At 47.2% G+C, this 17,714-nt stretch carries 14 protein-coding genes; 4 read left to right on the top strand and 10 right to left on the bottom strand.

Annotated elements, in window-relative coordinates; translation table 11 throughout:
- Window positions 1-127 precede the first annotated feature (127 nt).
- From ACSSS3_RS12270 to ACSSS3_RS12260, 3 genes are read left to right on the top strand one after another with little or no spacing between them, the layout of a single operon-like run.
- The gene (locus ACSSS3_RS12270) at window positions 128-3,166 is read left to right on the top strand and encodes a hypothetical protein (RefSeq protein WP_442844857.1); all 3,039 of its coding nucleotides are present in this window, start codon (window positions 128-130) and stop codon (window positions 3,164-3,166) included.
- Window positions 3,163-4,389, top strand: a complete 1,227-nt coding sequence (locus ACSSS3_RS12265) for a hypothetical protein (RefSeq protein ID WP_442844856.1) — start codon at window positions 3,163-3,165, stop codon at window positions 4,387-4,389. The genes ACSSS3_RS12270 and ACSSS3_RS12265 overlap by 4 nt, the downstream gene beginning before the upstream one ends.
- Window positions 4,386-5,897: a cellulase family glycosylhydrolase gene (locus ACSSS3_RS12260; RefSeq protein WP_442844855.1), complete on the top strand. Its 1,512-nt coding sequence runs from the start codon at window positions 4,386-4,388 to the stop codon at window positions 5,895-5,897. The genes ACSSS3_RS12265 and ACSSS3_RS12260 overlap by 4 nt, the downstream gene beginning before the upstream one ends.
- Here the strand turns inward: ACSSS3_RS12260 and ACSSS3_RS12255 are convergent, their stop codons facing one another.
- From ACSSS3_RS12255 to ACSSS3_RS12245, 3 genes are all read right to left on the bottom strand, one after another.
- Complete coding sequence (locus tag ACSSS3_RS12255; protein WP_442844854.1) at window positions 5,898-7,100, bottom strand: glycosyltransferase; 1,203 nt, start codon at window positions 7,098-7,100, stop codon at window positions 5,898-5,900. It abuts the gene before it with no gap.
- A 124-nt stretch (window positions 7,101-7,224) separates the two neighbouring features.
- Window positions 7,225-8,481, bottom strand: coding sequence for a sugar isomerase (locus ACSSS3_RS12250; RefSeq protein WP_442844853.1), 1,257 nt, complete (start codon window positions 8,479-8,481; stop codon window positions 7,225-7,227).
- 10 nt (window positions 8,482-8,491) lie between these two features.
- Window positions 8,492-8,626, bottom strand: coding sequence for a hypothetical protein (locus ACSSS3_RS12245; protein WP_442844852.1), 135 nt, complete (start codon window positions 8,624-8,626; stop codon window positions 8,492-8,494).
- Window positions 8,627-9,231: 605 nt separating this feature from the next.
- Between ACSSS3_RS12245 and ACSSS3_RS12240 the strand changes: the two genes are divergently transcribed.
- Window positions 9,232-11,253 (top strand): tetratricopeptide repeat protein, encoded by a 2,022-nt coding sequence (locus tag ACSSS3_RS12240; protein WP_442844851.1) that lies wholly within the window; start codon window positions 9,232-9,234, stop codon window positions 11,251-11,253.
- Between the two features lie 7 nt (window positions 11,254-11,260).
- Here ACSSS3_RS12240 and ACSSS3_RS12235 read toward each other — a convergent pair whose 3' ends face one another.
- The 7 genes from ACSSS3_RS12235 to ACSSS3_RS12205 are packed head-to-tail and all read right to left on the bottom strand — an operon-like array spanning window position 11,261 to window position 17,427.
- The gene (locus tag ACSSS3_RS12235) at window positions 11,261-11,989 is read right to left on the bottom strand and encodes a LytR/AlgR family response regulator transcription factor (RefSeq protein ID WP_442844850.1); all 729 of its coding nucleotides are present in this window, start codon (window positions 11,987-11,989) and stop codon (window positions 11,261-11,263) included.
- A 36-nt stretch (window positions 11,990-12,025) separates the two neighbouring features.
- The gene (locus ACSSS3_RS12230) at window positions 12,026-12,343 is read right to left on the bottom strand and encodes an Hpt domain-containing protein (RefSeq protein WP_442844849.1); all 318 of its coding nucleotides are present in this window, start codon (window positions 12,341-12,343) and stop codon (window positions 12,026-12,028) included.
- Entirely contained in the window at window positions 12,330-13,379 is a 1,050-nt protein-coding gene (locus ACSSS3_RS12225) for a sensor histidine kinase (protein WP_442844848.1), read from the bottom strand. Before ACSSS3_RS12225 ends, ACSSS3_RS12230 begins: the two co-directional genes overlap by 14 nt.
- A gap of 1 nt (window position 13,380) precedes the next feature.
- The gene (locus tag ACSSS3_RS12220) at window positions 13,381-14,511 is read right to left on the bottom strand and encodes an FIST signal transduction protein (RefSeq protein ID WP_442844847.1); all 1,131 of its coding nucleotides are present in this window, start codon (window positions 14,509-14,511) and stop codon (window positions 13,381-13,383) included.
- Window positions 14,512-14,514: 3 nt separating this feature from the next.
- Window positions 14,515-16,491 carry a PAS domain S-box protein gene (locus tag ACSSS3_RS12215; RefSeq protein ID WP_442844846.1) on the bottom strand — a complete coding sequence of 659 codons (1,977 nt, stop codon included), beginning with the start codon at window positions 16,489-16,491 and terminating at the stop codon, window positions 14,515-14,517.
- Window positions 16,484-17,026: a heme NO-binding domain-containing protein gene (locus ACSSS3_RS12210; protein WP_442844845.1), complete on the bottom strand. Its 543-nt coding sequence runs from the start codon at window positions 17,024-17,026 to the stop codon at window positions 16,484-16,486. The genes ACSSS3_RS12215 and ACSSS3_RS12210 overlap by 8 nt, the downstream gene beginning before the upstream one ends.
- Window positions 17,026-17,427 (bottom strand): response regulator, encoded by a 402-nt coding sequence (locus ACSSS3_RS12205; RefSeq protein WP_442847426.1) that lies wholly within the window; start codon window positions 17,425-17,427, stop codon window positions 17,026-17,028. The genes ACSSS3_RS12210 and ACSSS3_RS12205 overlap by 1 nt, the downstream gene beginning before the upstream one ends.
- Between the last annotated feature and the right edge of the window lie 287 nt (window positions 17,428-17,714).

Raw genomic sequence — 17,714 nt, 5'->3', positions numbered from 1 at the left:
CTCGGGATGAAAATTGTGGTTTCTCTGTGACTGAACCGTTTCTGTAGATGGAAACCATTCGTCGAAGGACGAACCATTTATCGAATATCCTATCTTTACCTTAAACAAAAAAGGGCCAATACACCTGATGAAGGCAAATCAAACCAATAAATACCTGGTCACCGCAGTACTGCTGGGCATTATTGTGCACGGTACCTCCATATTTTTTACACTGGAGCGCACCTACGACGCCCTGATTCATTTATTTTTTGCCAATCATTATGCGACCAGCTGGTTTGAACCCTGGAACTACAGCTGGTACACGGGCTTTACCGTTATGGGCTATCCGCCGCTGGTACACCAGATCATCGGGGCGCTATCGCTGGTGGGCGGACTCAAATTTGGCATGTTTACCCTCGCCTTTGTGGGCATCATCTTATTCATCACCGGCGTTTACCGCTTTACCCTGGTGCTTATACCCGATAAAAAGGTCGCGGGTTACGCGGCCATCCTGGCGGTCTTTTCATCTTCCTTTGTAGAAACCCTCCATATTTTCGGGCAGTTGCCCAGCATTATCGGGATTTCAGTGTTGATGCATGCGCTGCCTGAAATCTACCTCTGGCTGAAAACCGCCCGCAAACGACACCTGTTTAAAGCCCTGGCCCTGCTTTCGGTCACAGTAACCTCGCACCATGTCACCCCTATTTTTGGGATGGTATTCTTTATTTTTCCACTTATAGGTATGGTAATTATGGATGCGACACGCGAAAAAGTCTCCACCAACCGTGAAGTCACCCTGATGCTGTTTATCAAAACCCTGTGGAGCCATCTCAGGCGCATCATCATCTTTGGTGCTTCGGCTTTGGTCCTTATAGTAGTCTGCATATTGCCGTATTGGATCAATTCCAAAAAAAATCCCATCACCCAGGTTCCCATCCCACACGGTTCCCGGGATAATTTCCTCGAAGTGACCTCATCGGGACTGGCGTTTTTCATCATTCCCTGGGGTATTTTGCTGCTGCTCCTGCCCTATTTCTACTACCGCTATTACAGCAAGCGTCTCTTGTTTTTCGGGATCAGCTTTACCCTGTTGTCCATTTTAGGAACCGGGGGCACCACACCTATTCCGTTAAAGATTTTGGGCGAAAACGCGTTTAACATACTCACGCTCGACCGGTTTACACTTTGGGCTTCCATAATGGCCTTACCGGCTTTTGGCGAGTTTTGCTATCGTTTTGTGGAAGGGGATTATAAAGAATACCTGCAGGCCAAATGGGGTTCACTGCTGCACCGCGCTGCCGGAGGTTTCCTGGCCGGGGTTTTTATCGCCATCGCCATTTTTACGGTTACCCTGGGTAAATTCAGGCCCAGTCAGCCTGCTACCTTAAACATGCTGCCCATCGTCAATTTCCTCAATCAGGACAACCACGACAAATGGCGCTATCTGCCTTTGGGCTTTGGCGATCAGATGGCCTGGCTTTCGGCCCTTACTCCCGCAACCACGGTTGACGGTGATTACCACTCCGCTCGTCGCCTGCCCGAACTCACTTCCCGTGCGGTAGAACGTCTCGAAAATTCGAAATACCGCGGTATTGAAGGCATCGGTTCACTGCAGCAGTTTCTCACGGTACCCGAAAAATACCATCTTAAGTATGTGTTTTCAAACGACAAGTTCTACGACCCGCTCCTGTATTTTACGGGTTGGCACCGCCTCAGCGTGCTCGAAAATGGCATTCAGGTTTGGGAAAAAGCAGGTATAGAACCCTTACCCAGCTTTATCCCAAAAGAAGATGTCGCCCTGTTTCAAAAACTTATGTGGGGCACCATCCCGTTTCTGACCGTAATTATCGCCCTGCTGCTGCACCTGAAATCAATGTGGACGCGCTCCTTCAAAAAAGGACGGGAACGCGCAGCCGCTTATTTCAATTTCATCCCCTCAAGGCATCGCATACCCGGTTTGCTTTACCGGATTTCGCTGGTTTGGGTAGTATTAATGACCGGTTTCTTTTGTTTTGGGATGTACCTGTTTTACATCAAAAGTGAAGAGCAGTTGAGCCCTGAAAATGCCGTGATGGCCTATTACGATGCGATGGACTTTAAAGAGTTTGAGCGGGCGCATTCCTATATTGATCCGCAAAGCGGAAAGAGTATCGCCCAGTTTATGCTGGAGATTTCGGTATCAGACGGCTTGCTGAGTTCGTATGCCAAGCTCGACCGCATCGATGTGGAACTGACGGCAGCAACCGATTCAACCGCTCATGCCGTTGCCCGGATGGAATGGGTCACACCCCTGAAAATCATCGAAACAACAGACAGCCTGCAACTGGTAAAACGCAAAGGCGACTGGTTTTTAAGAGCCGAAAGCGTAGATCCCGATATTCCGCCAGATCAGCTGCTCACCGAAAATACCACAGCCTGGTACAACCACGGCAAGCGTAAAATCACTTCCGAACAAACCTACCACGAGGATATCCTGAAACAGCCCGTGGTCGAGGTGCTTTCGGCCCGACTCGTGCAGCGCGACAGCCTGTTTTACATTGTGGGCGAAATTCAGAATGTAGACAACATCCCGGCAGATATTTCGGTGACCGGCGCTTTATACGATGCCCAAAACCGGGAGCAGGCCCGCTACAACGCGCAGGATCTGGTTAAGCACAAACTGCTGCCCAAAGAGACCACACCCTTCCGTATCGATTTTATTGAAATCCAGAAAGATTCGGTACTTCGGGATATTGAAAATTTTGAGGTACAGGTAAAAGCCAATGTCGCCACGACCGATCTGTACCAGGCGGTTGCACCTTCCGCCTTGAATCAAAAAGACCGCCAGCTTACCGGCTTCCTTTTTAACCCAACTACCGAGGCGGCGACCATTCCGCAGTTGCTGTTAGCCTATTACAATGAAAATCAGCAGCTGGTTTGGGTAGATGCTACCTATGTTGACGAAAGTGTGCGTCAACAACGCAAGCAGCCTTTTCAACTGAACTTATACACCGGCGCATGGCCACAAATCTGTGCTTCGGGTTTGAGTACGGTTTCGGTAAACGGTCTCCCCAATCAAAGTATTTCAGATAAAATCGTACCCTTTAGAACCGATTTTGGCAACGCCCAGGAATTAATCGAAATCAGCGGGATGCCCTATCGCTATCTCAGCATCACCCCAAATGCGTATATTGGTAATCCGCGATGAAAACCAGAAATACATACCGCTTCCCTTTAGCCCTGCTCCTGCTGGGTTTGTTTTGGGTTGCCAAAGCGCTTCAGACTCCTGCAACCCAGACGGACGAAGACGCCCTAAAGCTTGAAATCCCCGTTTCACAAACCGTTACGCCCGAAGGAATACCGCTTCGGTTTTCAACCTACCGGCTTCCGCTTAACGATTCCATCCGCCTTATTGCCTCGGGGACCTATGGCACCACCGTTTTAAAACCCCAATCCGGTACTGAAACCCCCTATTTCCACATTCCGCCGGAACTCACCAAACACACCGGAGTGATCACCTGGCAACTGCTTGAGGGCAAAACCCCACTGCAGGAAGGCCAATTTAGCCTGCTTGCAGATACGACACATTTGGGCGAACTCGAGAATTACCTGGGTCCGCGTAGCATTGTGGCCAGTGAGCGCGATTATACCATGCTCGTAAGCCTGCCTACCGATTATCTGGACAATCTGTTACCCGACGGAACACCGGTAGTGATCAAACATCAGTTTCAGGAGCAGATTACCACTTTCCCAAGCCCAAGCCGTGCAGGTTTTGCCTGGAAAAACATCCCCGCGCCCCTGAAAACCGGCCGGGTGACTACCGCCAGTGTTTTGGGCAACGCAGCGTCACGCGAACTCGTCGCTGATGTGTATCCCGATTTGGCTGAAAACTTCAGGCTAAGCATCGAGCAACTGCACCCCTATGCAGACGGCAACGCCTTGGTGACTTTTAAAACCGATCAGATCAGGGACGAGCACGGCAATGTGATTACTGACGGTACGCTGGTTTATTTCTATATGCGCAATAAGGAAGGTAAGCGCTGGAAAACCGCCGTCTCAAGCCTTAACGGCTATGCCTTTGCCCCGGTGCTGCACCCGGAATTCCCCACCACCTGGACGGTAGAAGCCGTAATCAAAGGCATTGCCCGCAGCGGCGCTGCTCAGGTGAGTTTTAAACCGGCAACAGACGAGATCCCGCTTAGCTTTAAAGACCGAAGTCTGCACCTAGGGCCCGTTACCAGCTATCTGGGGCAATTGATTCCCGATGGAATTAGCGTCGAAGTTGAGATCGGCAATACAACCCGAATTCTTAAAACCAAAGATGGCCGGGCTTCCTTTGATCTGAATCCCGAAGAATACGCCGCAGGAGACTATCTCGTTACCGTAAAAGCTTTAGGTTTAACCACCCAAAAAACCATCGCGCTGCAGTGAACCGAAACAAAACCATATTGAGAGCCACAATTTTACTCCTGTTTGTGCTGGTAAACGCCGGAATTCTTTTTGGCATCAGCCAAATCATCGCCTACCTCAATACGGGTGCCGATAAATCGACCATGCTGCATCTGGATGCCAAACGCGCCGATTATTACCTGCCCGATGTAACCTGGGAATCTGTTGAAAATCCCGGGAGGCCCCTCGAACCCGCAAACCAGACCCGCCTCGAACAGGATTACCTCGACGCCTGGTATGTACGCAACAACGCCCTCTTTACAGGCGACGAGACCGGAATCAACGATCACTATACCTCAAGTGCCCGCGTCAAACTCAAAGAATTGATGGCCTTTAACCAGGCAAACGGAATCCAAATAGAGACGACAACACTGGCGCATCATCCCACGCTGGAGTTTTACAGTGCAGATGGTAAACTGGCCGTACTCACAGACCGAAAGGTAAGTGGTTTTGAAAAGATCTATACAAACGATACACTCCTGCAAGCCCAGGCCTTCAACGCAGATTACCGGGTGGTGCTCCTGCTCGAGGACGGCTTTTGGCGCATCAGGCATTTTGAAAGACTCGCGGCCCGTAAAGATTCGGTTGTACCTGCTTCCATTCCAATGCAGGCGGAAGCTTTAGAAGGCATCAACTACTATCCGCAGGAGACGCCCTGGGATACCTTTGGCGAAAACTTTGATCGCGAACTACTGGCTAAGGATTTCAGGTTGGTAACCGATTTAAACCTCAACTGCATTCGCGTATTTATAGGCTATGAAGATTTTGGTAAAGCCAACCCCAAACCCGAAAAACTTGAAAAACTCACCCAACTCCTGGACGAGGCCGATAAAGCCGGTTTGAAAGTGATGGTAACGCTTTTTGATTTCTACGGAAACTACAGCCTCAGCGATAATACGTTGACTAACAAACACCTGAGCGGGATCGTCAACCACGTGAAAGAGCATCCGGCGCTGTGGGGTTGGGATGTGAAAAACGAGCCTGATCTGGACTTTGAATCCCGTGGAAAAGAAACCGTTTTGTTTTGGCTGCGCCAAAGCATTCTAAAACTGAGAGCGCTTGACCCCGAACATCCCATAAGCATTGGCTGGTCAACGCCCGAAGCGGCTGTCCTGCTCGAAGATCAGGTAGATGTGGTTTCCTACCATTATTATCGGGATCTCAGTGGCCTTTCGGAAGCACATCAAAAGCTGAAGAACCAGACTAAAAAACCCGTAGTGCTTCAGGAAATAGGCTACTCGTCTTATTCAGGTATCTGGAATGGCTTCGGTATTGGCAAAACGAGTCAGGATGCGTTTTACAAGGAGTTTATACAACTAAAAAGGAGAGACAGTATAAACTATCTCTCCTGGACGCTCTTCGACTTTAGGGAAGTTCCGGAGCGTGTTGTGGGGCGGTTTCCGTGGCGTAAAAACAAACAGAAGTATTTCGGTATAATTGACCAAAATGGGGTGAAAGACGAGGCGTACTACACCATCAAAAACCGCTGATTAGGCCATCATAAGCATCCTTGAATGGCTTTTTTGATCAATTTCTTTAAAGGCTTCCAGATAACGTTGTGCAATTACCGACATCGGTAAAGCATTAGCCGCCTTATAGTTGGCTCTGGCAATTTCAATGCGATAATCTTCTATCTCTACCAGGTTGACAATTGCCTGTGCCATACTGCGTACACAACCGGCTTCAAAAAATTCACCCTGATAGCCTTCTTCTTCTACCAGTGTTGCCAGATCGCCCAGTTGAGGCATAACCACGGCTTTACCGTAACTACCGGCCTGATGCAGAACACCGCTGCTTCCGGTAGTTGAAGTGTAGGGGAAAACCACCATCGCGCTTTCGGCAAAAATGCGGGGTACATCTTCTTCAGCTACATAACCGGTGAAATGTAGATTTTTGACGTGAGCGTATTGTTCCTGAACACTGTTTAGATAGCCGGGCGTATTTGGACTGTCGGTACCGGCAATAACGATTTCCAGCTCTACCTTACTAATCGTACGAACCAGCTCAACCGCTTCAATTAACAACTCTACTTTCTTGTAAGTTCCAAATTTTCCAAAAGTCATAATCTTCAGCGGACCTTCAGCTACCTCAAAGCTGGGCTCTTTGGCCAGTTCAAAGGTGCCGTGCGGAATGAGCATACAGTTTTTGGCCTGATATTTCTCTTCCAGAATATTCACATACTTGCCGATGGTAAGGGCCACTTTATCAGCCTTTAAAACCACGCGGGTAAGCAGCGAACCAATGAAATTGAATACTTTAATTTTCAGTTTATTGGAAGTAAATCCGGCCTCATTCAGATCTACCGCTTCCATAATGTTATGCAGTAACACGATGGTTTTCATCCCCATCAATTTGGTAAAAAACGGAGCAAATAAGCCCAATGCAGCCGGAATCTTTTGGTCCCCAAACTTCATAAACTGAAGATTGTACAGTACGGCATCGGGTTTTACGGCTTTAAGGGTTTTGGTAATGGACCACACATTGCGATAGCTGTTAAACTTCCAGCAGTTGATGACTTTTACGTCACAACCTTCCTCTTCAAAATGAATGTCAGCCTGAGCAGGTTCTACATCGGTTAACAAAACGATTTCAGTTACTTCTTCAAGCTGGCGAAAATGCTTCACCAGGTGATAGGCATATTCGTTAAGGGTTACTTTACTGGGAGGATACGCGGTTACTATAGCTAATTTCATAATCAAGGTTTTTAAGATTTGGAGTACTTGAGGTTTAAATTCAGGACAAAAATGGGTTAGAAAAACAAGAGTTTTTGCCGAAACACGTTCGTTTGAAGTTTGGTGTCGACGAAGGGTAGTTATCTTACGATGAGGCCTTTTCCAGTTTTAAGGTATGTGACACAAAATAAGCGAGTTGCGCACCCAGCAACAGTCCCATAGCAATCACCTGAGCGATGACCACTTCGAGTAAACTGGCGTGAAAGAATACGATAAGCAGTACCTGCACCACCCCAAAAATACCGGCCAGCGCTACGGGTTTATATTCATCAAGGGATAAAAAGTAATAGGCAAACACATTAGACAGGGCAAACAGGGAGGTCGCCAGCGCATACCAGCCGAGCAAAGGCGCGACAGAAAGGTAAGCTTCCCCAAAGAGCAGTTGTACTGAAAAAGCGGGAAACAAAAAGGTAAAGACGGTGATGGAAAGCGACAGCAAACCAATGTAGCCCAGATACTTCTTAAGAACGGGTAACGGATTCTTCCCTTCTTTACGCAGCAGGACGACTTTGGGCAATAGAATCATCACAAACATCCAGGTCACAAAATACACTACCCGGCCTATCAGCGCCAGCGAGGCGTACAAACCCGCATCGTAGGCTTCAAAATAATGCTTCACCAGCAGGATATCGCTGTTGTTGCACATGATTTGGGTGAGTTCGTAAGCAGCGGTAAGTACAAAAAACTGCAGGATCTGTTTATACTGCCCGGGTGCCAGTACCGGCCGACTACCCGGGGTACGTGCGTTCTTTTGAAAGGGAAACATTCCGGCGACAAACGAGACCGCGATGGCGATAGAAACGGCGTAGGCCGCCTCGACTTGGAAAAGCAACAACAGACTAAAGGTCAGCACCAGGCGCACCAGCATTTCCAGTTGATAGGTTACCGAAAGCTGCACAAAAAGCTGATTACCCTGCAGGTTGCCGCGGTTGACGCTCATCGCAAAATATAGGGGTATCGCAAGGCCAAAAATCACAAACATCGTTGCCGAAGCCGTATGAAACAGCTCCTGTAAAAACGGGGCGCTCAGCACACACAAAACGCCAAAGCCAATCCCTGCACCGGTCGCATAACGCAAAGCTTTAGCGATTAAGGCTTCCCGTGCGTCAGGATCAAAACCGGCGGTAAACTTAGCCACCGCAAGCTGAAAAGTCATCGCCACAAATGACAGGACTAACAGCATCGTAATGAGTATGGCGGCATCAGCAAAGGCAGCCGGTCCCAGCACCCGACCCAGAATCAGGTTGTAGGCGTAATTGCCCCCATTTACCACAAAGGCACTGGCCATAAAGATTTGTTCGGGGGTGAGGAGTTTGGGAAGGCGTTTGGTTACTACAAGCATGAGTTAGGTCTTAGCAGGTTACTAATGAGATGACACGGGTTTCCGCTTTACGGTGTACCACACGCAGAAAATTTTGGGTAGCGGGGCGGTACGTATTATGCACCACTTTTAATTTAGATTCGGAGTTGATAGGAATAAGTCGCATAGTCTTTGGGTTTTAGTGATACAAAGATGTTGCGGGAATCACCGGGATTCGGTCAAATTTCGTTTAGCGGAAGCCTGCTGTAGATGAATGGTATTTAATCGGCTTTGAAATGTAGTTAATCGATTTAGGTGGAAGGGTTCCTGATTGCAGTATTTATTATTTCTTGTTCTTTGTTCTTTGCTCTTTGCTCTTTGCTCTTTATTCTTTATTCCCGTTTTCCGTTTTCCGTTTTCCGTTTTCCGTTTTCCGTTTTCCGTTTTTTAAAAGATATAGTAATCTGGATGTAAGTTCCGCTACCTTAAATTTTAGACCTTAAATCTTGAATGTAAAGAACTGCCAACTGAAACTGCTTACTAATGTTGAATGCAGAATAATGAATGCTGAGTTAAGAGTCTAAAGGACTACCGCAAAATCCAACTCCACACTCTGAACTCAGAACTCAGAACTTATTTGCTACTTCTCACCTTTCACTTCTCAAATCTCAAATCTTACATCTAACACCTCCCCTCCCACCTCCAAATACCAAAAAGTATCGACGAGTTGCAAGGAACTACAGATTGAATCTGTACCAACTGCTTCTAACTTGCATCAGTAAAATAACGATTATGAAAAAACTAGTTCTCGCTTTAAGTATGTGTTTCGCCAATTGGGCTTTTGCTCAGGAAATGACAACCGGATTTAACTTATTGGAAAACGGTAAGTATTCCCAGGCAAAACTCTTCTTTGAAGAAATCCTTGAAGCCTATCCTAGCAATAAAACGGCCCAACTCTGCTACGGCAGGGCTCTGGGTTTGAGTGGTGAGACCGCGAAAGCGAGAGCTCTTTTCACCCAAATGCAAAACGAATATCCGGGGGATTATGAGATTGCCCTAAACTATGCTGAATCGCTTTTATGGGCCGAAAACTTCAACGAAGCCCAAACGGCGTATGAAGACCTGGTTAAGACAGACAGCACCAGCTTTTCGGCGGTGTTGGGTTATGCCAATACCCTGTCTAACCTCAAGAAATACGACAAAGCTCTGGAGCGCGTCAATCAGGCATTGAGCCTGCAACCGGGCAATGCAAACGCCCTGGTTTCGCGTAAATACATACGTTTGGGCAGAGCCAATCAATTAAGCAGTGATGGGGATTATCGTACGGCTTTGGCTTTGCTTGATGAAAACCTTAAGGATTTTGAAGGCGATAACCTCAGCTTACAGGTTAGGGCCAATGTGCAAATCGCACAGAAAGATTATGATTCGGCTTTTGTGACTTATGGCCGTTTGGCAGATTCGGTTGCGGTTTTGACCGGGCAGGCTTTGGTAGCCCATCTCGACGGTGCCGATCAAAAGGCTTTAGCACTTTCCCGCAAAGCGAAAAATTTCAGCCCAAAAGATTCGCTGCAAAGCATACAGGCCAGCGAGCGTTATGTACAGGCCCTGATCTGGAACCAAAAATTTAAAACCGCACGCCACACTTTAGACAGCTTAGATCAGATTTATGGAAATGCCCCACGCATTTTGGCCTTAAAAGCCAGTCTGGGCATGTACACCGGCACCTTTAAGACCAGTATCGCACACTATCAGTCTATTTTAGAACAGGACTCCACCTCCTTTGACGGAAACCTGGGTATTGCCAATGCCTACCGTGCACAGGGTAACCTGGATCAGGCTTATGCTTTCGCCCAAAAAACAACGGAATACTACGAAGGTCAAAAGGACGCTCTGGGGCTGATGCAAACCCTTTCGGGCAGTCTTGCTCCACAGGTTATGCCACGTGCCGCCTATACCCGTGATAACGGAGGCAACCGGGCCTATGCCGCCGGTTTGAGCGTGCTGTTCCCGGTGTCCTACCGCTTTCGTACCCAAATCAATTACGACTACCGCAAAACATCCAATGAAAATGTGGATGCGCAGGCATCAAACAGCAGTTTTAATTTTGGGGTGCAGTACCGCATTCACAACAACACCTGGATTGAAGCCAACCTGGGGATTCTTAACGCCGAAGCCGACGTCAACAGCTATACAGACGTCAATGGGGCAGTGTTGTTAAAAGCCCGCCCGCTTCCCTTACAGTACCTTGAACTGGGCTACAGCCGCGAGTTACAAAACTTTAATGCTACGCTGATTGATCAGAAAATCTTTATGAATAACTACAAGCTCAATTACAATATGGGCACAAATGTAAACCTGGGCTGGTACACGAGCCTTATTTTCACGCCACAAACCGATGGCAACCAGCGCAAGTTGTTGTTTACCTCGCTGTATTACAACTTTACCAAAGCTCCGGCACTTAAAGGCGGAATCAACTACCAGTACCTCAGCTTTAAAGATCAGGTACCTACGCTGTATTTCAGTCCGTCAAGCTATCAGGCGGTGGAGTTGTTTGCAGATTTAAACGGAAACATTAAAAACTGGCAATATACGGCCAATGCTGCCGGGGGTTATCAGTTTGTGGAAAAAGACAAGGCTACTACCCTTTTCAGGATTGAAGCAGGCATCAACCATACGCTATCAAATCGTCTGGATGCAGGTTTTTATGCCAAATACAGCAACGTGGCTTCGGCTACTGCTGCCGGTTTTGAGTTCACCGAAGTAGGCGTGAAAATGAGATGGCAGTTTTTAGCAAAACCGGTGTTTAAACTTTAGTTCGGTTTTACAGCAGATTGAGCCGCTTCATCAGTTCGGGGCGGTTAGAGCGGCTGATGGGAATCACATCCCGCGCAATGAGCACGCTGTTGTCTTCAATATCAATAATCTTCTTGATATTGATAATAAACGAGCGGTGCACCTTCACAAACAAATGTTCCGGTAACTTCTCTTCTATTTTTTTGAGGGTAGAATGAACGGTGTAGTTCTTCTGTTCGGTCTTGATGAGGATGTAATCGCCTTTGGCCTCGATCAAAAAGATTTTATCAAATTCTATTTTAATCAGACGCCGGTCTATGTTGACGTACATTTCCTTTTCGGTTGAAGCTTCAGGATTTGCGGAGGTTTCTTTACTTACTACCGGTGTAGCAGCAGGAGCCGCAGCCGGGGCACTTTCGAGCCTTTGTAAAGCTTTGATAAACCGCGGAAGGGTGATGGGTTTTACCAGATAATCTACAATACAATCGTATTCAAAGGCTTCAATGGCAAAATTGCGGTCTGAAGTGGTGAGTATGACTTTTGGCGGACTTGCCAGCGTATCTAAAAAATCAAACCCTGTAAAATCGGGCATATGAATGTCGAGAAAGATAAAATCGACTTCATTCTTGTTTAAAAACTTGATCGCCTGAAGGGCATTTGGAAATTCATCAATGACCGTAACATCTTCCACCTGACTGCACAGGTGTGAAACAATCATACGGGAAGCATTTTCGTCATCTACAATAATACAATTCACAATTTGAGGCTTTTGGGTACTACAGCAAATTACAAATTATAAGTCATTTACAAAATCAGAAAGTCGGTTTAGCTCCCGTTCAAAGGCGATTTGTGAGGTTTTAGTGCAGACTTTTAACTCTTCTTCATAAAGAATAGCGATTTCGTAGGCATCGTCCATCCCGGCTATCCCCAGTTTGTGCTTCATTTTATGCACACTTTCGGCTGCAGATTTCCACTGCTCCTGCTCCATATAGCGGCGGTAGAGCTCTACTTCGAGAGGCAGCTCTTTTTTAAGAATGGCGATAAACTGGCTGCGGAACTTTTTATCGTCTCCGGCCAGGTTGTCAATATAGGTGAGATTAGGGCTTTTCATAGTAGTTTTCGGTTTGTGGGAGGGTGAAATAAAACGTGGTGCCCTTGCCCGGCTCACTGTCCAGCCAAATGCTTCCTCCATAAGAGTTTACAATTTTTTTGACAATGGAAAGCCCAATCCCGGTAGAGGCCGAATCGTGCTCCAGTTTTTGAAAGACTTTAAAAATTTTGTCGAAATAATTCGGATCAATACCTTTTCCGGTATCGGTCACTTCAAACTGATAGCCACTATCCAGTTCGCGGCCTACAATTTTGATAGTTCCGGAAGGTTTTTCGATGCTTTTAACCGCGTTACAAATGAGGTTTTGAAACAACTGCTGAATCTTAAACCGGTCTGCTGCAATCACCGGTAAACGGTGTACCTGCACGTCAATGCTTTCGGGAATGGGAATACCGGAAAGGGTTTCCTGAAGCAGCAGATTGAGATCGATCTGACTTTCGGTACCGCTGTCCCTGCCAATGGTCGAATAATGCAAAATGCCGCCAATGAGGGCGTCCATCTTTTCGAGATGGGTTTTGATGAGTTCCATTTGCTGCAGTCCGTTTTCATCAAGCACGTCTGCGTAATCTTCCCGAAGCCAGGACAGCAGGGCGTCTATGTTGCGTAGAGGCGATTTAAGATCGTGTGAAACAATATGGGCATAATCGCTCAATTCCTGGTTTTGCTCCTCCAGTTCCTGCAGGAGACGTTCCTGTTTTTTATTAACGGCAATCAGCTCTTCGGCCTGTGTGCTGATGTAATCAGATAGACTTTTACCCTCTAAAAGCGGTGCGCCGCTTGCCGGTGCCACCCGGTTGATGACTTCTTCAAACCTGCTTAAAAGCGCACGCTGTTTTTCGGTCTCCTGACGCAAGGAAACATTGGCCTGATAGAGTTCGTCTGAACTGAGCTTCATCGCCCGCTGCGTTATATTGAACTGGTCTTCGAGGTTGTCGTAAGAGGTGCTTACGGCCTGCAAAAAAGCTTGCATATCCTCCCGCTCCCGAAGTTCTTCGGGGAGGTATTTGCGCAGTTGGCGGAAAAGCAACTCGTTCATATCATTCGCTTATTAAAGTTATGGTCATGGTTTGGTTGTGCAGTTTGCAGCTGCGTTCGCCGTAAAAGGGAGCGATCTCACCATAGGAATACATGCCACTGATGATCACGTCTTCGCCCAGCACTTCCCGTACTTCTTCAACCTCTTCTTCCACCCGCTGATTGAGCACCAGTTTACGGCCTATACAGCTGATAAGGATGGCGAGCTGGGGTGGTGCCGTGCGGCCTTCAAGCGCTCGTAAAGCGGCCGTTTCTGAAGCCATGGCAAGGCTGTCTGTATTGGTCATCATCAGTTGTACCAAAGCCTGCTCGGGCACGTCACCGGCCAGGATCATCGCGTTCTGTGCTTCATCAATCTGAAGAATGGTACGCACAAAAGCCTGATTGTTTTCGGTACTGGTAACATTAAGCGGATAAATCAGGGCAGATCCCGGAAGTTCTTTAGCCTTTTCGCCCAAATACATGCGATACAAGTCAAGGGCAGGTTTACCATCTATCTCGTACAACACATTGCCTTTAGAGCGGGTTACCACACGTTGCGGCCCAAAGGGAATCCAGCCCCCGTAGAGCGAAAAACTGGCTTCAAAGCTTTCGCCATAAAACCCAATCACCACGATTTCCCCGTCATCAGGCGGTTTATTATACCCGGCAAGTGTACGTTCAAAACGCGCATCATCACCGCACAAACCACCGGTGATCAACACCTTGCGAGCTGCAGCCTGCATGCCTTTGGTGAGTGCCGAGCCGTTTACCGAGCTGCCTTCCGAAACCACAAAAATGTGTTTGAGTCCTTCGGGACTCAATTTACTTACCACCTCACGCCCGGCCAGCTCACTGTTGTAAGCCACGCTGCTGATGTTTATGCTTTGCACTTCAAAATGGGCGCGTTCCAATTCGATAGCCGTGACACTGAGATGCTCGTCGTTTACCGAACCGGCAATCAAATCACCGCTAGACGAACCAAAAACCAAATGCCCATCGGGGAAAAGTTTTCGCAGTTCGTCAAAAGTAGCCGCCTCTTCCAGCAGAAACCGGTTACCAAATATCAGGACTAAAGGCTCTTTTAAGTCCTGCTTTGGCCCTATGTACTGCCAGGCTGCATTGCGTTTCCGCTGAAGTTGTACGGTTTTCATCGGTTATTTGGCTAAGGTGAAATAAAAGGTTGTTCCTTCCCCGGGCGTACTTTCCAGCCAAATCTTGCCGTTGTACAACTCCACAATCTTTTTGACGATAGAGAGTCCCACACCGGTAGAATCTTTTCGCTTTTGCAAAGACTGAAAAATCTTAAATATCTTCTCGTGATACTCCGGTGCAATCCCTACCCCGTTATCACTCACTTTAAAAAGCCAGTTATGTTGCTGCTCCTCGCAGGCAATACGCACCCAACCCGGATTTTTATCGCAATAGGCAATGGCGTTGCCGATAAGGTTTTGAAAGAGTTGTTGCAGCTTCACCCGGTCTGCCACCAGCACCGGAAGTTTATCGGGATACGTAAATTTAATATGCTCGGGGATGTGTATCAGGGTCTTGATATCTTCAAGTACCTGCTTAACCGGTACCTCCTCGCGCTTGCTGCTTTCAATACCCATACTCGAGTAGTTGAGCACGTCTGAAATAAGCTGCTCCATTTTTTCGAGGGTCTGGTCAATCAAGCCAAAATTAACGAGGGTCTGCTCGTCAAAATGCTCTTTATTGTCTTCCCTGATCCAGTCTACCAAGGCGCTCAGACTGCGCAGAGGCGATTTTAAGTCGTGAGAAACCACGTGGGCATATTCCTGCAATTCATCATTACTCTTCTCCAGTTTGCGCAGCAGATTTTCTTTTTGAAGCTCCAGGTTTTTGAGGTCGGTAATATCGAGGTGAATACCAATAGAACCTACCACTTTACCGTTGATGTTGTAATTAGGCGCCCCGCTGATGAGCCAATGGCGTAACTCGCCGTTTTTTCTGCGGGCACGAATCTCGTACGAGTTGGAAGCACCACGCTGGCGGCTTTCATTCTCTGCGTTGAGTTTATCGCGATCCCCGGGATAGAGCAAAATGTCCATTCCCTTTTTCCCCAGAAGTTCTGCTTCGGTATAACCTGACATTTCCTGGAGACTTTGATTGACCATCAGGATCTCATCATCGTTGTTTACCTCGATGAGGCCCAGGTTCATATTAGCAATGATGTTGCTGTATTTTTGACGTTCGGCTTCAATACTTTCGCGGTATTTGCGGCGCAGGGTCACATCACGGTAGGTCCAGAGATGCCCCTTGTATTGCCCCTCTTCGTAGATAGGGATAAAATCGCGCTCCAGCACGCGGCCATCGCGCATCGCGAGTTCGTCTGCAATCACCTGATCCTTGTTGACCAGCAGCTCGTTGATGCGGTTTACAAAATCTTCCGGATCTTCAAACAGGCCTTTGCTTTGCTCTGCAGCCTGCTCACAGTTCTGACCCTGCAGCAGTTCGGGCGCAACGGGAATGCCGAAGAAATCGCAAAAGCGTTTGTTTGTGATTACTATATTTCGGTTTTCATCTTCCAGAAGCACGCCGCTTTCGAGATTGAGAATAAGGGTAGAAAGGCGGTTTTGGGAATCTACCAGTTGCTGCTCGTTGCGTTTCTGGCTGGTGATGTCGCGAATAATACCCTGTGCTGCCAGGGGCTTTTTGTCGCGATCGTAAATTACACTGGCATTTATTTGCACATAGCTTACTTCACCACAGGCACGGCGTATGTGAATTTCAAAATTGGTAAGGGAGCCTTTTTGCATCAGCTGCTCAAAACCTTTAGCTACCAGATGCTTGTCATCTTCGGTTACCAGTTGGTATAAATAAATGTGATCTTTAAGGGTATAACCCAGTAAACCCTCGGCAACCTTGTTCATTTTAATGGGAACCCCTTCCAGATTCATCATCACATAAGCATCAGCAATATTACCAAAGACGCCCTGCAACTCAGAGTTTGCGGTATATACCAGGCTTTCGAGTTTCTGATTGGTCTTTTTAAGCTCTTCAGACTTAAAATACAGCTCACGGGACTTTTCTTCAAGTATACGCTCTGCCTCTTTACGGGCAGCACGTTCCCGGGCCAATGCCCTCTCATACAACTCGAGCTGCTTATCACTCATAAACGCGGATACTAAATTTTACTTCGGTACCATCATCCTTGATCTTTTCGACCAGCACTTCTGCCTGATGACCAAAATGCGAAAGGGTACGCTGCATTAACCCCTTGCCAAAGGCATACATCGCCCGGCTGGAGCGATATAACAAAATAAGCTTGTCGCTGTCTTTTTCCAGTACCCGAAAAACGGGCAGTTCGGCATCGGGATATATTTTTCGAACCTCAACGTGGATGTGGCTTTCTATTGAAGCCAGTAAGTCTAATGGATGTGTGTACTGGGTGATAAAACCGGGGTAACTTCTTAATACCACACCGAAGAAATGCTCGCCGTAAACTTCGAGCAGGGTGTCAATAGAAACTCCCGTTTGCTCACTGAGTTCACCCAGCAGGCTCAGCATTTCAGAAAATTGATAGGTGCCTACCGCAGTATAGACTCCACCGGAAGGCAGGTGCGCTGCGCTGATGAGATGGTCTACCATCTCCAGGCCGTAGCGTTCTTCTACCAGCTCCAGAAATTCTGTAAAAACAATACCTTTCATTAGGAATCAATAAGTTCGTTAATACTCCAGTAGTCTAAAGCAATTTTGATTTTGTTGACGTAATCGTCGTATTTCAGAGGCTTTATCAGGTAACCTGCAACGCCTATTTTATAACACTCCAGCATATCCTTTCGGTTTGCCGAAGTGGTGAGAATCACAGTGGGCAAAAACCGCAGGCGCTCATCTGCCTTGAGGATTTTCAGGAAATCAATTCCGTTGATTTTTGGCATATTGAGATCCAGAAAAACAACATCGGGCAAACTCCCTCCGGCTTGCAAAAGGCCCAGTGCCTCTTCGCCGTCACGGGCTTTGATAAGCTGATGCGCTACGCCAAGTTTGCTGATAGCTCTTTCCAGTTTCATGACTTCGATAGCGTCATCTTCGATAAGTAAGATATTCATTTTACGTGTGATCACAAGTTTTAAGTTAGGGAAGCTACAAAATTGCATCAGAAATTGTTCTCAAAAGTTAAACCTAGATGAAGCCTGCCCAAAGTGTAGACGAGTGGTCGTTAAGTGTAGACGAGTGGTTTTTACAAGTAATTTAAAAGACTAAAAAGAGGAGCGTGAACCTGCCAATTGCTTACTAGTTCAGAATGCAGAGTTATGAATGTAGAATTATGAATTCAGAATGATGAATTATGAATTATGAATTATGAATTATTCTGTATTTCTAATTTCTAATTTCG

It is taken from the genome of Leeuwenhoekiella sp. H156 (genome assembly GCF_052218455.1).
In the GTDB taxonomy this organism is placed as follows: Bacteria; Bacteroidota; Bacteroidia; order Flavobacteriales; family Flavobacteriaceae; genus Leeuwenhoekiella; species Leeuwenhoekiella parthenopeia.
The sequence above is the reverse complement of the archived record's forward strand: the minus strand, read 5'-3'. Positions and strand labels throughout refer to the sequence as shown.